The 17141-nt window shown below is 60.7% G+C and carries 13 protein-coding genes and 2 pseudogenes; 12 read left to right on the top strand and 3 right to left on the bottom strand.

Annotation, left to right across the window (positions count from 1 at the left end; translation table 11 throughout):
- Nucleotides 1-54: 54 nt before the first annotated feature.
- From ETW24_RS25270 to ETW24_RS22735, 5 genes and pseudogenes are all read left to right on the top strand, one after another.
- Nucleotides 55-225: pseudogene (locus tag ETW24_RS25270) on the top strand (helix-turn-helix domain-containing protein); the annotation flags it as partial.
- A gap of 6 nt (nucleotides 226-231) precedes the next feature.
- Nucleotides 232-966 carry a LysR substrate-binding domain-containing protein gene (locus tag ETW24_RS22750; protein ID WP_254695788.1) on the top strand — a complete coding sequence of 245 codons (735 nt, stop codon included), beginning with the start codon at nucleotides 232-234 and terminating at the stop codon, nucleotides 964-966.
- A gap of 100 nt (nucleotides 967-1066) precedes the next feature.
- Nucleotides 1067-3304 carry a type I secretion system permease/ATPase gene (locus tag ETW24_RS22745; RefSeq protein WP_129373380.1) on the top strand — a complete coding sequence of 746 codons (2238 nt, stop codon included), beginning with the start codon at nucleotides 1067-1069 and terminating at the stop codon, nucleotides 3302-3304.
- Nucleotides 3288-4685: an HlyD family type I secretion periplasmic adaptor subunit gene (locus tag ETW24_RS22740; RefSeq protein WP_164982831.1), complete on the top strand. Its 1398-nt coding sequence runs from the start codon at nucleotides 3288-3290 to the stop codon at nucleotides 4683-4685. The genes ETW24_RS22745 and ETW24_RS22740 overlap by 17 nt, the downstream gene beginning before the upstream one ends.
- Nucleotides 4685-6865: a type I secretion system permease/ATPase gene (locus tag ETW24_RS22735; RefSeq protein WP_254695794.1), complete on the top strand. Its 2181-nt coding sequence runs from the start codon at nucleotides 4685-4687 to the stop codon at nucleotides 6863-6865. Before ETW24_RS22740 ends, ETW24_RS22735 begins: the two co-directional genes overlap by 1 nt.
- Before the next feature lie 261 nt (nucleotides 6866-7126).
- Here the strand turns inward: ETW24_RS22735 and ETW24_RS25435 are convergent.
- From ETW24_RS25435 to ETW24_RS22715, 3 genes and pseudogenes are all read right to left on the bottom strand, one after another.
- Nucleotides 7127-7724, bottom strand: a pseudogene (locus ETW24_RS25435) (transposase); the annotation flags it as partial.
- Between the two features lie 470 nt (nucleotides 7725-8194).
- On the bottom strand, nucleotides 8195-9553 hold the full coding sequence (locus ETW24_RS22720) for an ISNCY family transposase (protein WP_129373378.1): 1359 nt from the start codon (nucleotides 9551-9553) through the stop codon (nucleotides 8195-8197).
- 411 nt (nucleotides 9554-9964) lie between these two features.
- Nucleotides 9965-10891: a LysR family transcriptional regulator gene (locus ETW24_RS22715; protein ID WP_129373377.1), complete on the bottom strand. Its 927-nt coding sequence runs from the start codon at nucleotides 10889-10891 to the stop codon at nucleotides 9965-9967.
- Between the two features lie 112 nt (nucleotides 10892-11003).
- On the opposite strand from ETW24_RS22715, the gene ETW24_RS22710 reads away from it, so the two are divergent.
- The 7 genes from ETW24_RS22710 (at nucleotide 11004) to ETW24_RS22680 (ending at nucleotide 16993) form a co-directional block, all read left to right on the top strand.
- A complete protein-coding gene (locus tag ETW24_RS22710; protein WP_129373376.1) occupies nucleotides 11004-11474 on the top strand; it encodes a TRAP transporter small permease in 471 nt (156 codons plus the stop codon).
- On the top strand, nucleotides 11471-12769 hold the full coding sequence (locus tag ETW24_RS22705) for a TRAP transporter large permease (RefSeq protein ID WP_129373375.1): 1299 nt from the start codon (nucleotides 11471-11473) through the stop codon (nucleotides 12767-12769). Before ETW24_RS22710 ends, ETW24_RS22705 begins: the two co-directional genes overlap by 4 nt.
- Nucleotides 12770-12815: 46 nt before the next feature.
- Complete coding sequence (gene dctP / locus ETW24_RS22700; RefSeq protein ID WP_129373374.1) at nucleotides 12816-13808, top strand: TRAP transporter substrate-binding protein DctP; 993 nt, start codon at nucleotides 12816-12818, stop codon at nucleotides 13806-13808.
- A gap of 69 nt (nucleotides 13809-13877) precedes the next feature.
- Nucleotides 13878-14978, top strand: a complete 1101-nt coding sequence (locus tag ETW24_RS22695; protein ID WP_129373373.1) for an NAD(P)/FAD-dependent oxidoreductase — start codon at nucleotides 13878-13880, stop codon at nucleotides 14976-14978.
- The gene (locus tag ETW24_RS22690) at nucleotides 14953-15264 is read left to right on the top strand and encodes a (2Fe-2S)-binding protein (protein ID WP_254695793.1); all 312 of its coding nucleotides are present in this window, start codon (nucleotides 14953-14955) and stop codon (nucleotides 15262-15264) included. Before ETW24_RS22695 ends, ETW24_RS22690 begins: the two co-directional genes overlap by 26 nt.
- Nucleotides 15251-16645 (top strand): FAD/NAD(P)-dependent oxidoreductase, encoded by a 1395-nt coding sequence (locus tag ETW24_RS22685; protein WP_129373371.1) that lies wholly within the window; start codon nucleotides 15251-15253, stop codon nucleotides 16643-16645. Before ETW24_RS22690 ends, ETW24_RS22685 begins: the two co-directional genes overlap by 14 nt.
- A 9-nt stretch (nucleotides 16646-16654) precedes the next feature.
- Nucleotides 16655-16993, top strand: coding sequence for a RidA family protein (locus tag ETW24_RS22680; RefSeq protein ID WP_129373370.1), 339 nt, complete (start codon nucleotides 16655-16657; stop codon nucleotides 16991-16993).
- Nucleotides 16994-17141: the final 148 nt, after the last annotated feature.

Here is a 17141-nt window from a genome sequence, read left to right as displayed (position 1 = left end):
TTCCGTGTCGGCAGCTATAGTGATTTGTGATTAGTTGTTAAGGAGAGTAAACTCATGCTGGCACATAACGATCCCCCAAATACAGGATTGGCGCATATGAGCCAGGTCAGCATCGACCTTTTGAGGACGTTCTTCGAACTCGCGCAGCTTAAGTCCTATACCGCGTGCTCAAAGAAACTGAACCTATCGCAGCCGGCAATCAGCAATCGCATAAAGCGATTGGAGGATACGGTGCAGTTTTCTCTTTTCATTGAACGGAACCCGCACCGGGGCATGACGGAACAGGCCCAGCAACTCTACCAGATCACGCAGCGCATTGTGGGAGAGTTGGAAAAAATCGAGGGACTGATCGGCAAGACCAGCTGCACACGGTTCCGGATCGGCGTTCTGCCTGCTGTTGAGTTCTTTTTCGGACCCGAAATGATTTGGAAACTGGACACGCCTGGAACCGGGCCGAAACTGGAAATTGTTACTGACAGCGAAGACAATCTGGTGAAAAAGGTATCACTGGGGCAGATCGAAGTTGCAGTGATTTGCAGCCGGGAAGGAAAGCCGCTGAACAGCGTTTTTTCGAAACGCTGTTCGCTGAATTGGATCTGCGGCCTGCAGTTCGATGAAAACACACTGGCAAATGATGCCGAAGTCCCGGTTGTCATCTGGCACGGCAATGTCAGCCGCGGTCCGTCGGCAGATGAAATCCTGAAACGCAGCAACCGGGCGCACCAGGTGGTTTTTGAAACCTCTTCTCTCACCTCGTATTTTGATGCGATCCGGCGCGGCTATGGCGTTGGTTTCACCGTTGGTTCCTTCTTGAGAGCAAACAGAAACCCCTATTCGGTCAAGGTGCTGGACAAACACCTTCCTGAACTTGGGAGGATTGATTTCCATGTGGTCTGCCCCCCGAATTCCCCAGCTTGCGTGCGCAAACTTGCGAACCAGCTGGCTTCTGTTTTTGGGGACGCGTAATGGCTTGCCCGGACATCACGATGCGAAAATCTGCTGTGGCCTGCAAGCAGGCAGCTTGCAGCAACCGGCGGCCGGTTGCTGACCGCTTCGGAGCTATGGCATGACCCCGGCCTCCGTGAAAGATGACGGTGAATGCAGCCCCGGAACCAGCCGCAGGGCAGGCAGCCTGGTCCAGTGTTTGGCAATCTGGGCCGGAGTCATGCAGATTCCGCAGGCAGAGGAAACAGTCCGCAAGCTGCTGGATAAGAAGGGAGATGTGGCGGAAGAGCGTTTTGCCCGCTCCGCCGCGCGGGCCCTTAAGCTGAGAATGCGGTTTCACAACCTGACACAGGCAAAGCTGGAAAAGCAGCCTTTGCCGCTGATCCTTCGGGACAACGCCGGAGCCTGGTTTTTGCTGGCCAGCCTCTCGGATCAGAACGCCTTGATACAGCGCCCGGACGCGCCGGCTCCCGAAGCCTTGAGCCGTGAAGAATTTGCCGGCATTTGGTCCGGGAAGGCGGCTGTGCTGCGGGTACGCGAGCGGTTTCACAAGATTGTTCAGAAGTTTGACATCCGCTGGTTCCTGCCGGAACTGACCCGGTACAAGGGGCTGGCGTTCGAAATTCTGGCGGCCTCTGCAGCTATTGAATGCCTGGCCCTGATTTCGCCGCTGTTCTTTCAGGTCATCATGGACAAGGTGCTGGTCCATAATTCCGTTTCAACCCTGGATGTTCTGGTTGTCACGCTGATTGCCGTGGCTGTGTTCGAGGTGGCGCTGAAGACGCTGCGGCAGTATCTGGCAACACGCACCGCAACCCGGATCGATGCCCGGCTGGGCGGCAATCTGTACCGGCATCTGGTTGATCTCCCCCTCACTTACTTCAAGTCGCGCCCGGTTGGTGTGACCGTTGCGCGGGTGAACGAGCTGAGTTCAATCCGTGAGTTCATCACCGGTGCGGCGAACACGCTGGTGATCGACCTTAGCTTCACTTTTATCTTCTTTACGGTGATGTATTATTATTCACCCGTTTTGACCTTTGTCGTACTGGCCTCGGTGCCCTGCTATATGGCGGTCTCTTTCCTGATAACGGGGCCGTTGCAGCGCCGGATCGAGGAACTGTACCGGGATGGCGCCGTCAACACTTCGTTCCTGACCGAAATGCTGACCGGGGTCGAAACAGTCAAGGCGCTGGCGCTGGAAGCCCAGATGATCCGGCGATGGGAATATCAGACTCGCGACTTTGTGCTGTCGAACTACAAGGTTCAGCGGCTGATGCAGCTGTCGAACACGCTGGTGCAGGCCATTCAGAAGCTGACGATGGTGCTGGTTCTGTGGATCGGTGCGCGCAAGGTCATCGGTCTGGAGCTGTCGATCGGGCAGCTGATCGCGTTCAACATGATGGCCAACCACGTCAGCCAGCCGGTTCTGCGCCTGACCGAGCTTTGGCGCCAGTTCGTGCAGACGCGCGTTTCGGTCGAGCGCCTGGGCGATGTGCTGCACACAATCCCCGAAGTGTCCAAGGCCCATAAACCTGTGCAGCGTATCGCAAAGGGGGCCGTTTCCATCCAGAACGTCACCTTCCGCTATGCACCGGACGGCGAACCGGTGCTGCAGGACTTCAACCTGGAAATTCCCGGCGGCCAGATGGTTGCCTTTGTAGGGCGGTCCGGATCGGGCAAGAGCACGGTCGCACGGCTGGTGCAGAAGCTTTACATACCCGAAAGCGGGAAAGTGTGCATTGACGGCACCGACATAGCAACGCTGGATTCTGTGTCCCTGCGGCAGAACACCAGCATCGTTCTGCAGGAGAACTTCCTGTTCAACAGATCAGTGCGGGACAATATTGCGCTGACCCGGCCATCGGCGCCGCTGGCGGATATAGCTGAAGCCGCAGTCAAGGCTGGGGCCCATGAATTCATTCTCGAAATGAAAGACGGGTATGACACCATCCTGTCCGAAGGCGGCAGTTCGATCTCGGGAGGGCAGCGGCAGCGGATCGCCATTGCCCGCTCGCTGCTCAGCGAACCTGGCATTCTGATTCTGGACGAAGCAACCTCGGCTTTGGACGATCATTCCCAGGCGCTGATTCAGAAGAACATGGATGAAATCCGCAAAGGCCGGACCGTCATCGTGATTGCGCACCGGTTGTCCACCGTCCGGGACTGCGACTGTATTCATGTGCTGGATCAAGGCCGGATAATCGAAAGCGGAACCCACGATACGCTTCTCCGGAACCCGGATGGCGCCTACCGCAACCTGTGGAACCTGCAAAAGAATGAGCTCGCCATTGAGGGGCAGAACCCCAAGGCTGCGGAAGCGGCCCTGGCAAAGGGAGAGGCAGATGGACTTATTGTCTAAACGGCGCCGGAAAGCGGCGGAGCAAATGCCTGCCGCAAAACCGGCTCCCGCCGCCAATACGGGCAAGCGCAGCTCCTTGGAGCTGGAATTCCTGCCGGAGTATCTGGAGATCCTGGAACGGCCGCCCTCAAGTGCCGCACGCGGGTTCAGCCTTGCGATCGTATTGCTGTGCATCGGGGTGGTTCTGTGGGCGCTCTATGGGCGGATCGACATTATCGCCACCGCTTCAGGGCGGCTGATCGTTGATGACCGCTCCAAAGTGGTGCAGGCGCCGGAGCGCGGAGAAGTGAGCCTGATCTCGGTCCGTGATGGGCAGGAGGTCAGGGCAGGGGACACGCTGATTGAACTGAACCCGACCTCGGCCGCAGCCGAGCGCGACCGGCTGCGGGGCCAGCTGCAGGCGGCTGCACTGGAGGTTACCCGGCTGCAAGCCTTGCTGAGCGGCGGGCCGCTGGGTGATTTTCTGATCCCCGAGGGAACACCCGCAGCACTGGCACAGACTGCGCAGAACCGCTTGCAGGCCGAAACCGACAGCATAGCAGCCCAGCTGACTGTCCTGCAGAACAGGGTCGAGCAGGTGCGGTTGCGGCAGCAGGCCTCGGGCGCCATTGCCGCCGAGACCAAGGCCCTGATTGAAAACACCCAGGAACGTCTGGACAGCCGCCGCACCCTGATGGAACAGGGCCTGTTCCCGCGCTACCAGTTTCTTGAACTGTCGCGCGAGCTGATCGAGCAGCGCCGCGAGCTGGCAGAGACCGAGGTGTCGCTTACTCAGATGAAGTCAGAGGAGAACGACCTCAATCAGCAGATCGAGCAATTCGGCTATGAAACCCGCAAGTCATTGCTGGACCGGCTTTCACAGGAACAGATCCAGCTGTCGAACCTGCGCAACCAGCTGATCCAGGCCGATGAAAACGCGCGCAAAATGACCGTCACCGCACCAGTGAGCGGCGTGGTTCAGCAAGTTGCAGTCTCGACGATCGGTGCCGTTGTCCAGCCTGCGCAGGAATTGCTTGTTGTTGTGCCGCATGCGGCAAACCTTGAAGCGGAGGTCATGGTTCTGAACAAGGACATCGGCTTTGTCCGTGGCGGCCATCCGGTTGAAGTGAAGATCGACAGCTTCCCCTACACCAAGTTCGGCACTGTCGTGGGTGAGGTCAAAAATGTGTCCGGCGACGCCATTGAGGATGAGCGGCTGGGGCTGGTTTATCCGGCGCGGGTTGTGCTGGAGCGGTTGGTGATCGCATCCGGCAGCGAGCGCATCGCCTTGTCGCCGGGCATGACGGTTTCCGCGGAAATCAAGACCGGGGACCGGCGGATCATCGACTACGTCCTCAGTCCGCTGCGCGAATACCAGTCCGAAACCCTGAGGGAACGGTGATGAGCATGGCAGCAGAAAGCCTGCAGGATACAGCCTTCCTGCAGGGAAGCGATGCGGCGGCGGTCTCCCCGGAGCAGGACACGGGCCTGCTGGCACTGCTGGCGGCGGCCCGCCAGCTGGATGTTGCAGCGGATGCTGGCCAGGTTTGGCATCTGCATGGCAAAACCGACGCTGCCTTTGATGCCACGGACATCATCCGCTGCGCCAAACGCATGGGGATCAAGGCGCGGCTGGCGCCCCTGCCGGAACGGCGGCTGCTGTCTGCCCCGGTGCCGTATCTGATCCGCAAGGCTGATACCGGGCAATGGTACGCTGTTACCGGCGCGGTTGGCGGGCAGCTGCAGGTAACAAATCCGCTGACAGGCGGCACCACCCGCAATGCCCCCGAAGATGTTGCTGGCGACTTTGACAGCGAGGTCATCCTGTGCAGCCGGGAACCGTCTTGGATGTCCGGGCAAAAGGCTTTCGGGTTCTCCTGGTTTCTGCCTTCGATCCTGAAGCACAAAGCGCGGTTCCGGCGCATTCTGCTGGCCTCGCTGATCATTCAGGCCTTTGCCCTGGTATCGCCCAAGCTGTTCGAAGTTGTGATCGACAAGGTTCTGGTCAGCCGGGGCCTGCAAAGCCTGGACGTGCTGGCAATTGCTCTTATCGGGATTGCCTTCTTTGAACCATTGATGACATTTTTGCGGTCGCTGGTGTTTTCACACATGGCAAGCTGTGCCAATTCCGAATTGTCCGCGCGCCTGTTCCGGCATCTGGTCTACTTGCCGCTGGACTACTTCCGCAACCGCCAGGCGGGTGAAATCCTGGCCCGGGTCAAGGAATTGGACCATATCCGCAACTTCCTGACCGGCTCTGCCCTGATGATGGTGGTGGACCTCTGTTTCATCAGCGTTTTTCTGGCGGTCATGTTTGCCTATTCCAGCAAATTGGCCTTTGTCGTTCTGGCGACACTTGCGGTGTTCGGGCTGACCTGGCTGATCATCGGGCCGTTTCTGCGCAAGCGGGTGGAGCGGGAATACGAACGGAATGCGGAAAACTCTGCCTTTCTGACCGAAACCGTAACCGGCATTGAAACCATTAAGTCCCTGGGCATGGGCGGGCAATTCGCCCGGGCCTGGGAAGACAGGCTGGGCGCGTCGCTCAAGGCGGCCTTCGGCGCCAGCATGCTGGGCCATTGGGCAGGCGGGGCTATCGGTCTGGTGCAGAAGGTGTCGGCGGCTTTGCTTTTGTGGTTTGGTGTCAGCCTGGTGCTGCAAGGCGAGCTGAGCGTGGGTCAGCTGGTGGCCTTCAACATGCTTTCCGGCCATGTCACCATGCCGATCCTGCGGCTGGCGCAGATCTGGCAGGATTTCCAGCACACCGGGATTTCCATCCGCAGGATCGGCGACATTCTGCAGGAGGAACCCGAGACCGCAGCCAGCGCCGGCCGCTCCTCGCTGGGAGATATCAAGGGTCGCATCGATCTGCGAAAGGTGACTTTCCGCTATTCACCCGATGGTGCCGAAGTTCTGCGGCGCGTTGACCTGACCGTCAATGCCGGAGAGGTGATAGGACTGACCGGCCTGTCCGGATCGGGCAAAAGCACCATCACCAAACTGGTTCAACGGCTTTACGTGCCGCAAAGCGGCCAGGTGCTGGTGGACAATGTTGATCTTGCAATGGCCGATCCGGCCAACCTGCGCCGCAACATGGGCGTTGTGCTGCAGGAGAACTTCCTGTTCAACGGATCAGTCTGGGACAATATCGCCCTCGGCAACCCGACGGCGAAGCCAGAGGAGATCCTGCATGCCGCGCGGCTGTCAGGCACCAGTGAGTTCGTCGAGCAGCTGCGCCATGGTTTCGACACGCAAGTCGGCGAGCGGGGCGGCAACCTGTCCGGCGGCCAGCGCCAGCGGATTGCCATTGCGCGCGCGCTGGTGGCGGATCCCAGGATCCTGATTTTCGACGAAGCCACCTCGGCGCTGGACTATGAGACTGAGGCTGGGATTCTGCGGAGACTGCCGGAAGTTATCGATGGCCGCACCGTTATCATGATCGCGCACCGGCTGAATTGCATGCCGCTGTGCGACCGCGTTCTTGTAATGGACAAAGGCGAGATCATTGAACAGGGCACCCATGGCAAGCTGCTGGAAAACGGGCGGGCCTACGCGGATCTGTGGCAGCTTCAGAACGGTTAGCAGAACGGCCCGCAGCCGGGCCGGGGTAACGCTGTTACAGACCGCAGCCCAGTTTAACAGCAAGCGCTGTCCCGGCCTCATGTTGTAGGGGCGATAGGCTTTGATGCTGAAACCGCCCCCCGGCGGCATCGACGTGCCGAGGTGGGATCGCAACAATCCATTTTGGGAGGCGATCATGCCGGAGATTGTCACGGTCGGACTGGATCTGGTGTGAGCGATACCTGAACCGCGGCTTCTATTACTGTCGAGAGTAGGGGGGCGACCCATCTCTTCCACCATCTTTTCCCTGAAGACTTCTGCCGGGATCTTCCGCCCCAGGCATTTCCGGGGTGTGTTGTTGAGGCGGTCGCAGAGCATCTTCAGTTCATGATCTGAGACTGCCGCCAAATTGAGCTTGCGAGGCAGCCGCCGGTTTGTATTCCCGACAGTGCCTTTCTGCCAGGGCGAAGACGGATTGCAGAACCAGGCTTGCGTTCCTGTCCCGGCTTGCTGATGCGGCAGATCGCGGATGGTCTTCATAATTTTGCCCTTCTCGGCGAGACAATTATCGCCTGCCGGGCAACGAATGCCTGAACTGGCGGCGGTGCGCGACATCGTCGGGACGGAACAGGATGCTGACATCGCGGTCGAACTTTGGAGCCTGATGCTTTCTGGCACAGCGCGGCCGGCGGTACTTTCTGTGTTCGGGCAGATACCACCACAGCCCATCAACCATGCCTTCTTTGAAGTAGATGTAGCGATAGATCATTTACTGACAAATCAGCACGCGCGCCATCTCGCGAACAGGAACCTTGGCGTGTCTCCAGCGTTCTGTTCTACGGCGTTCTTCTATACTCAGTTGCGAGTATGCGGCGCCCATGCCAGTCTCTCCTCATTAGATAACCCTCTGGTTTCTAATAGGAGTCGCAGTTGGGGGTAGCGCGCGCCCCGGCTGCATAGATTGTAAACACCATTCAGAAATGTCACTGGCTGCGCAAAGCGGAAGTGTCACCGCACAGCGGAACAGGAGCAAGGCTTGGCAGCCCGTAGACTTCAAATTTCGAAGGGCTGATAAGCCTTGCGGAATAAACTGAGTTCACCAAAATTGCTGTGATGATTTGGGTATCGAGGTGTCGCCTTGCCGTGTAGTGATGATTTAGTTTGGGTTCATTTTGTTTTTTGGCCTATGGCGGCTTTGCTCACGTTGGTGGTCGCCCGGCATAACCATTATGGGTTGAAGGACGCTCTACTTGCCACTGTTGGCATGAAGAAGTTCGCCCGCACGATAACGATCAATATTCTGCATGTTCTGACCATCTTGTTGCCGCTGGGGTTAGCGGTTTGGATTATTCAATCCTGTCCGACTTGAACGGCATCATGGCCCTCCGTCACACTCGCATTCTTGAGGCACGACCCTGATGGCCGACCATTCGGCTTATATCCCATCTTTTCGGAATTGGTCCGCACCTTGGGCTTGGGCGGTGCTTTCTCCTGCATTTCTTTGACATGAGCCAGAACCGCGCTGAGCCGCTTATTCTCGGTGACCACGGCATGGGTGACGCGCTGGTCCATATCAAAGACTCTGTAGGGCAGGGCTTGGCCTTTCCAGCGCACCTCAAACCGGCCATCGGCAAAGGCATAGGTATCCGCGTATTTGCCAACCAGGGCGCGTGACAACTCGTTCTCTTCCGGCATGATCCGCTTGCGGTCATAGGAAAATGTGAGCTGCTTGCCGGCATATCGGTTCTCACGCCAGCATAGAACTTCTGCCAGCCGGTCCGGCTCCACATTCAACGCCCGGTGCAGGTTATCCGGTTTGGCCGGAGCCTTGGCAAATTTGGCGTTGAAGCGGTTCTTGAAGCCTTCAAGAAAGGCGTTTCCGGCCTCCATGTCGGAAATACCCGCCAGCCTCAGCTCTTTGACAAGCCGGTCCTGAAGCGTCCGGTTCGCCCGTTCAACCCGGCCTTTGGCCTGAGAGCTGTTTGCGCAGAGGATCTCGATGTTCAGCTCATTCAGCGCGCGCCCGGACCGGGTCATGCCTGCGCCGTTCCTGGCATCGGTTTTAGCCACGCGGAACACGGTGTGCTTGTCGCTGTAAAAGGCCACCGGACGGCCATGCTGAACCAGATAACTTTCCAGTGCCTCGAAATAGCTGAAGGTGCTTTCCGACTTCACAAAACGCAATTCCATCAAGGTGCTGGTGGCATCATCAATGAAGACGAGCAGGGTGCAGGGCAGCGCGCGATCCTCAAACCAGCGATGATCGGAACCGTCGATCTGGATCAGCTCGCCATAACATTCCCGGCGCAGGCGCGGCTGGTGGAACTGGCGCCGCTGTTTGCGGGACAGCCAAAGGCCGTCTTTGATCATCCATTTGCGCAAGGTCTCGCGGGACACCTTGATCCCGTGATGCTCACCCAGCATCTCAGCCGCCAGCGCCGGGCCGAAATCAGAATAATTTTCTTTGATCAGGCTCAGAGCATAGTCACGCTTCGCTTTGTGAAACCGGTTGTTCGGAGGCTTGCCGCGCGCCTTGTGACGGATCGCGGATGCGCCGTCCTGGCGGCACCGCTTCAACAGCCGGAATATTTGCCGCCGTGTCAGATCCAGCAGGTTCGCCGCGTTATCAACTGTCAACCGGCCGTCATCGACCTGCGCCAGAACCTCAACGCGGTTCAACTCGCGCTCGCTCATCATCACCCATCCCATGTCCGCTCGTCCTCGCTGCCTTATGCGAGGAGAGTGACACTTCTGCTTTGCCAATGGATGACATTACTGCTTTGCGGCTGCAATGAAAAAGCCTGTAAACATGATTATGTAAAATATACTGGAACGTACAGACATTGCTGAAAGCTCCTTGGATCCCGATGTTTGCCAAAGACGAGTGGTTTGGTTTTGCTATAAGGGATGCTCGCAGGATTTCGGACCCGTGGCTAAGCTGTAGCGACTGACCAAGGAACGGCCACAGATGACGAAGCAAATCCGGGCCATCCGCGCCCGGCGCGAAATTGCGGGCAATCTCAGGGGGTCCGATACTGTTCAATCTCGTGATCGAGCACGCTACCGCCATTCGCCGCGCCGCAGCTTCCCGGAAGCAGCCATTGTTTCAGGGCTGCCTTCCTAGAGGCTGCTGTTCATTTGAGCCTGCATGCTTTCGATGGACTGGCAAAGCCGGGTTGTGAAGGCCTTTGAGGTCAGGGATTGTGCCGTGTAGCCCGGTGTTAGGATCGAAACACCGGTGCTGATCCGGGGGCGGAACCGGCGAATCACCAGGTCGGCCGTGGTCTGGCGCTGCTGCAGGCAGCTGTAGGCGGTGATCATGTCGCAAATCATGTAGCACATACCCGCTGCAACGAATTGCAGGCCCGGCGTCCAGGTGCGCAGCTCCAGCCGTTTGCGGAACCGGCAGCCGCCCCTGTGAAACGCCGCCTCTGTCCGGGCCGTCAGCGGGTGCTCGTCGAACAGCGCCGCCATCGGCTGCCCGTCCAGATCCTGCGGTGTAATCTCTTCGGCGGCCGCAAGCGGATCATCGGCTGGAAGCACGCAGACGCATTCGAGATCGAAATCCATCTGCCGGACAGAGGGCCGCGGCACCGGTGTTTCGGCAAATCCGATGTCGAATTGCTGTGACGCAATCAGATCCTCGATTACGTCCGACGAGCGCATGATCAGCGAGACCTCCAGCTCATCCTTGCCTTGCAGAAAATCCGTTAGAATCCGCGGCATGAACAGCCCGGCCGCCGCCGGATGGCAAGCGACGCGCAGCTTGCCGGCCTCTTGGCTGCGGATCTTGCTCACCGTGCGCTCGATCCGCTCGATGCGTTCAAGGACGGTCTCGCATTCCTCCAGAAAGAACCGGGCTTCCGGGGTCGGGATCAGTTTTCCCTGCTCGCGGACAAACAGGCTGAAGCCCAGCTCGCTCTCCAGCGTCGAAATCATGGTGCTGACGGCGGGCTGGGTGCGCCCGACGGTGCGCGCCGCCTGCGAGATGGAGCCGCTGCGCATGACCTCGCGGAAGGTGAAGATCTGGCGGATCGAGAAATTCATGGCATAGGTATCAAGGCAATTTATGGAGTCACAGATATTTTGAAATTGATCTTATGCCCTTTGTCCAGCCAAATCCGCCAAACCCGGTGAGGGGACACCGGAAGGAGGACAGATGGACACATTTTCAAAATATCTGCTGACCGGGCTGATCTGCCTGGTGGCCCTGGGCCAGTTCGTCCAGGTGGTCACCCGCTATCTGCTGCAGATCCCGGTGATGGGGCTGGAGGAGACCATGCTCTACCCCACCGTCTGGCTCTATTTGCTTGGGGCTGTGAATGCCTCGCGCGAGGACACCCACATCCGTGCCAACGTGCTGGAAATCGCCATCAAGACAGAGCGCGGCCATACCGTGCTGGCGATCATCGGCGAGGTTATCAGCCTGACGGTCGGCCTGTGGCTGCTGAGCTGGGCGTGGGAGTACACCCAATACGCCTGGCGGGTCTGGAAGGAGAGCCCGACGCTTTACCTGCCGACATTCTTTTCCGAAGTGGCGCTGGCGACCGGACTGGCCCTGATGATGCTCTACACCGCGGTGCATTTGCTGCGCCATATCAATGACCTGCGCGCCGGAGCTGCACAATGATCGAAATCGCCCTTCTTGCTATTGCCGTCCTGGTGCTGACGCTGACCCTTGGCGTGCCGCTGCCCTACTGCTTTGGCGCGTCCCTGATGATCATGTATTTCCTTGGTGATGTGACCATGAAAGGCATGATGCTGTGGGGCTCCCAGCAGCTGGGCAACCCGGTGCTGCTGGCCATTCCGCTGTTCGTGCTGGCGGGCACCATCATGTCGGCCAGCGGCATTGCGGCCTCTCTATTGAACTTCGTCAATGCCTTCATCGGCCATATCCGCGGCGGCCTGGGCGTTGTGGCTGCCGTCAGTTGCGCCATTATCGGCGCGATCTCCGGCTCAGGCCTGACCGGCATCGCCGCCATCGGCCCGCTGCTGATCCCCGAGATGGAAAAGCGCGGCTATCCGCGGGAATACGCCACTGCGCTGATCGCCAACTCGTCCATCCTGGGGCTGCTGATCCCGCCGTCGGTCACCATGATCGTCTATGGCTGGGTGACCGATACCTCGATCCTTGCCTGCTTTCTGGCGACCCTGGGGCCGGGCCTGCTGATCATGTTCAACTTCTCGGCCATGAACCTGTGGATGAGCCGCAAGTTCGACCTGGTGCTGGATGACACGCCCAGTTTCTCGGCGCTGGCGGGCGATGTTGCGAAAAAGGGCTTTAACGCCACCCCGGCGCTGCTGATGCCGGTGATCATCCTGGGCGGCATCTACGGCGGCATCATGACCCCGACCGAAGCCGCAGCACTGTCGGTGATCTATGCGCTGCCGGTCGGTTTCTTCATCTACAAGGGGTTGAAATGGAACAGCTTCCTGGATGCCGGCAAGGAGGCCGCAACTGCCGTCGGCGCGATCATGGTGATGATCCTGTTCTCGATGATCCTGAGCCAGATGTTCGTCTATGAAGGCATCCCGCAGCAGATGGTCAGCGCGATCTTTGAGATCACCGAGAACAAGGTGCTGCTGCTGATCTTCATCAACATCCTGCTGTTTCTGGTCGGCATGGTGGTGAATGACGTGACCGCCATCATCCTGATCGCGCCGCTTTTGCTGCCGCTGATGCAGGCGATCGGGGTCACCCCGGTGCAGTTCGCCGCGATCATGGGTGTGAACACCGCGATGGGCGGGGTGACGCCGCCCTATGCCTCGATCCTCTACCTTGGCGCGCGGATCGGCAATGTGAAGGTCACCAAGGTGATCCCGCCCGCAATGATCCTGATCCTGACAGGCTATGTGCCGGTGGTCTTCCTGACCTCGCTGTGGCCCGATCTGTCGCTCTTTCTGCCGCGTTTCTTCGGCTACTGATCCTACCCCGAGAATTACATCTGACACCCTACGGAGGAGACTACCCATGAAACACTTTCTGACCGGCACCGCCGCCGCTGCCCTGATGTCGCTGGCGGGGTTTGCCCAGGCCGCCGACCTCAAGATGAGCCACGTGCGCCCGCAGGACACCACCATCGACAAGGAACTGCGCGCCTTTGCAGACCAAGTGGACGAGGCCACCGGCGGCGACGTGTCGGTCAGCATCTTCCCGGCTTCTGCTCTGGGCGATTACACCACCGTGCAGGAACGCATCAGCGTCGGCGCCATCGACATGGCCACCCAGCCTGCGGCTGCCGCGGTGGACCGCCGGATGCAGATCAGCTCCTTTCCCTACCTGGCCGGCAACTGGGCTGAGGCGCGTGCGATCTATGGCCCCGACGGCCCGGTGCGCAATGTGATGGCTGAGCTTTACGCCAAGCAGGACATCACCATGCTGGCGGCCTACCCGGTGTATTTCGGCGGTGTTGCGCTGAATACCGATCCGGTCAGCCCGGGCGACCCGTCGCAGTCCAACGGCATCAAGGTCCGGGTGCCCGGCATCAAAAGCTTCCAGCTGACCGGCGAGGCCTTGGGCTATATCCCGTCACCGATCCCCTTTTCCGAAGCCTTCACCGCGATCCAGACCGGCGTGGTTGACGGCGTCATCGGTTCCGGCGCCGAAGGCTACTATGCGTCGTTCCGCGATGTGACCAAGGCCTATGTGCCCGCCAACACCCACTTTGAAGTCTGGTACATGATCATCTCCAACGGCTCGCTGGCTGAATTGGATGCTGAGGATCAGGAGGCGCTGAAAACGGCCGCTGCCGGTTTCGAGGCGCAGCGCTGGACCGTCGCCGAAGAGGATCAGGGCAAATGGGAACAGCGGCTGGCAGATGACCTTGGCGCCAAGATTGTCGACCTGAGCGATGAGGAGCTGGGTGCGATGGCTGCAAAAGTGCGCAGCGACGTCTGGCCGGTGGTTCTGGAAGATGTCGGCGCCGACTGGGGCCAGGGCATTCTTGACCAGATCGGCAAGTAAGTCCGCATGAAGGACCGGGGCGGCCGCGTGCCGCCCCGCAAGTGCTGCAAACCTTTGGGATACGGCAGGATGGAAGCAGATTATGCAGTGATCGGCGGCGGCGTTGTCGGCCTGTCGGTGGCCTGGGGGCTGCTGAGGCGCGGCAAGCGCGTCACGGTGCTGGACGGCGATGACGGATCGTTCCGGGCCAGCCGCGGCAACTTCGGCCTGGTCTGGGTGCAGTCCAAGGGCATGAAGCAGCCGCGCTATGCCAGCTGGAGCCAGCAGTCCGCAGCCGCCTGGGCTGGATTTGCCGCCGAGCTGGAAGACAGCACCGGCCGTTCCGTCGGGTTGCAGCAGAACGGCGGTTACGATCTGCATTTCTCCGAGGAAACGCTTTATGCCACCGTGGCGCAGTACGATGCGCTGAAGGACAAGCTGGGCGGCAACTACCCTTACGAGGTTTTGGGCCGCAACGCGCTCAGCCGCGAGGAGCCGCATATCGGCCCCAAGGTGGCAGGCGCGATCCTGCATCACCAGGACGGGCACGCAAATCCGCTGCGGCTGCTGGTCTCGCTGGCCGACGACGTGCGGCGGCTGGGCGGCACGGTCCTGAACGGCAAGACCGTCACCGCGGTCTCCAAACCGGATGCCTTTCAGGTTCAGTGCAGCGACGGCACCACGGTTTCGGCGGGCAAGGTTGTGCTCTCTGCCGGTCTCGGCGCGATGGAGCTGGGTCCCAAGCTGGGCTTCAAGGCGCCCGTTCGCCCGCAGCGCGGCCAAGTTCTGATCACCGAGAAATTGCCGAAACTGATCAACCGCCCGTCGCTGATTGCCCGCCAGGTGGATGAGGGCGGTATTCAGATCGGCGCCACCAACGAGGAGGTCGGGCTGGACGACGGGGTAACGCAGCCCGGTCTGTCGGGTCTCGCCGCCGAGGCAATTGCCGCCTATCCGGCGCTGGCCCGCGCGCAGCTGGTGCGCAGCTGGGGCGCGCTGCGCATCCTGTCGCCCGACGGCCTGCCGATCTATCAGCAAAGCCCGGAGCTGCCGGGCGCCTACCTGGTTACCTGCCACAGCGGCATTACCCTGGCCGCGGCCCATGCGCTGTTCCTGCCGGACTGGCTGGAAGGCACCGCGGCCGCCCCTGATCTGGAGGTGTTCAGTGAAGACCGATTCCGCGTTTCTTGAGCTGCAGGACAACGCCCCCCGCGTGCGGGTCTGGTTCGACGGCCAGCCGCTGGACCTGCCCGCAGGCGCCAATCTGGCCGCCGCGCTGCTGGCCGCCGGCGTGCGGGTGTTCCGCCATACACCCGTTTCGGGCGCGCCGCGGGCGCCGTTCTGCATGATGGGCGCCTGTTTCGAATGCCTGGTGGAGACCGGCGGCGGCGTGCGCCAGGCCTGCATGCTGGAAGTGGAAGAGGGAATGAAAATTTCCCGCCCGCATGAAGCGGAGGCTGGCGATGCAACACTGTGACCTGGCAATCATCGGCGCCGGCCCTGCCGGTATGGCTGCAGCTGCCGAGGCCGCGCAGCAGGGCCTGAGTGTGATCCTGCTGGACGAGCAGAACCGCCCCGGCGGGCAGATCTACCGCGACGTCGACCGCGCTGCCGGGTTGCGCGGCGCCATCCTGGGGCAGGAGTATCTGCATGGGGCTACCCTGACGGCGGGCCTTGGCCAGTCGGGGATCAGCCATATCTCCGGCGCCATCGTCTGGGCCATCGAGGACGGCTTGCGCATTTCTTTCACCCGCCAGGGGCGCGGCGATCAGATCCAAGCAGACCGTGTGATCCTGGCCACCGGCGCGCTGGAGCGTCCGATGCCGGTGCCCGGCTGGACCCTGCCCGGTGTGATGACGGCAGGCGCCGCGCAGATCCTGCTGAAGCAATCCGGCGTTCTGCCGCGCCGCGCCGTGCTCGCCGGCAGCGGTCCGCTGCTCTACCTGATCGCGGCGCAGATGGTGCGCGCAGGCATGCCGCCGCTGGCGCTGGTCGAAACCCAGACTGGCATCAGCCTGATGGCATCAGCCCGCCACCTTCCCGGCGCGCTGCGCGGCTGGCGGTATTTGCTCAAAGGCTTGAAAATGCTGGCAGAAATAAAGCGTGCAGGCGTGCCCCGCTATACCGGCGCAACCGGGATCACGGTTCAGGGCAGCACCCAGGCCGAGGCGGTGGCATTCCGCAGTAAAGGGCGCGATCACCGCATCGACTGCGACACAGCCCTGCTGCATCACGGGGTGGTGCCGAACACCCAGGCCGCCCGCTCGATCAATGTGCCGCATGTCTGGTCGCAAGCGCAGCAGTGTTTTGTGCCCGAGGTCGGGACATGGGGCGAGTCCGCCAAGCAAGGCGTGCTGATCGCCGGCGACGGCGCCGGCATCGGCGGCGCCCTGGCCGCTGAATTCGCGGGCCGTACCGCAGCCCTGAAAGCGGCAGAGGAACTGGGCCGGATCACCGCGCAGGAGCGCGACAGGCTTGCCGCGCCGCTGCTCAGCCGGCGCAGCCGGGAGACCGCGGTGCGGCCGTTTCTGGATGCGGCCTATCCGCCCTACAGTGCGGCTTTGCAGCCTGCGGACAGCACCATTGTCTGCCGCTGCGAGGAAGTCACGGCAGGTGACATCCGCAGCTATGCCAAGCTTGGCTGTCTTGGACCAAACCAGGCCAAGGCCTTTGGCCGCGCCGGTATGGGGCCATGCCAGGGCCGCTATTGCGGGCCGGCCGTGACCGCGCTTCTGGCCGAGGCCAACGGGCAGACCCCGGATGAAACGGGTTACTACCGCATCCGCCCGCCGATCAAACCCGTAACACTGGGCGAATTGGCTGCGATGGACGACCCATCCGCCACTGCCGCTGAATAGGAGAGAAAAGTGATCGAACGGATTGAAACCGGCCCCCGCATGAGCAAGATCGTGAAGCACAGCGGCGTGGCCTATCTTTGCGGTCAGGTCGGGGACGGCGCAGACGTGGCCGAACAGACCCGCGACTGCCTGTCCCGGGTCGAGGCGCTGCTGGCAAAGGCCGGCTCCTCGCCGCAGCAGATCCTGCAGGCGATTGTCTGGCTCTCCGACATGAAGGACTTTGCCGGGATGAATGCGGTCTGGGACGCCTGGGTGCCGCAAGGCCACGCCCCGGCCCGGGCCTGCGGCGAGGCGCGGCTGGCGCGGCCGGATCTGAAGGTGGAAATCATCGTGACTGCCGCCTGCTGACCGGATCCGGATCTGTGCCGCGCATTTGCTGATCCGCGTGATTTCAGATCAGCTTTGGAGACCAAAGGCTCCGGCATCCTGTGATGCCGGAGCCTGGATTGTAACGGAGCCAAAGCCGTTTTCCGTTTTTCAGTACCGCTGCCATGAC

The sequence above is a fragment of the Leisingera sp. NJS204 genome (genome assembly GCF_004123675.1).
GTDB lineage: Bacteria > Pseudomonadota > Alphaproteobacteria > Rhodobacterales > Rhodobacteraceae > Leisingera.
The sequence above is the reverse complement of the archived record's forward strand: the minus strand, read 5'-3'. Positions and strand labels throughout refer to the sequence as shown.

Coding starts and splice junctions, on each gene's coding strand:
- ETW24_RS22710 (WP_129373376.1), top strand. CDS start 11,004: ATGGACACATTTTCAAAATATCTGCTGACCGGGCTGATCTGCCTGGTG.
- ETW24_RS22685 (WP_129373371.1), top strand. CDS start 15,251: ATGCAACACTGTGACCTGGCAATCATCGGCGCCGGCCCTGCCGGTATG.
- ETW24_RS22695 (WP_129373373.1), top strand. CDS start 13,878: ATGGAAGCAGATTATGCAGTGATCGGCGGCGGCGTTGTCGGCCTGTCG.
- ETW24_RS22735 (WP_254695794.1), top strand. CDS start 4,685: ATGAGCATGGCAGCAGAAAGCCTGCAGGATACAGCCTTCCTGCAGGGA.
- dctP (WP_129373374.1), top strand. CDS start 12,816: ATGAAACACTTTCTGACCGGCACCGCCGCCGCTGCCCTGATGTCGCTG.
- ETW24_RS22715 (WP_129373377.1), bottom strand. CDS start 10,891: ATGAATTTCTCGATCCGCCAGATCTTCACCTTCCGCGAGGTCATGCGC.
- ETW24_RS22720 (WP_129373378.1), bottom strand. CDS start 9,553: ATGGGATGGGTGATGATGAGCGAGCGCGAGTTGAACCGCGTTGAGGTT.
- ETW24_RS22740 (WP_164982831.1), top strand. CDS start 3,288: ATGGACTTATTGTCTAAACGGCGCCGGAAAGCGGCGGAGCAAATGCCT.
- ETW24_RS22745 (WP_129373380.1), top strand. CDS start 1,067: ATGACCCCGGCCTCCGTGAAAGATGACGGTGAATGCAGCCCCGGAACC.
- ETW24_RS22705 (WP_129373375.1), top strand. CDS start 11,471: ATGATCGAAATCGCCCTTCTTGCTATTGCCGTCCTGGTGCTGACGCTG.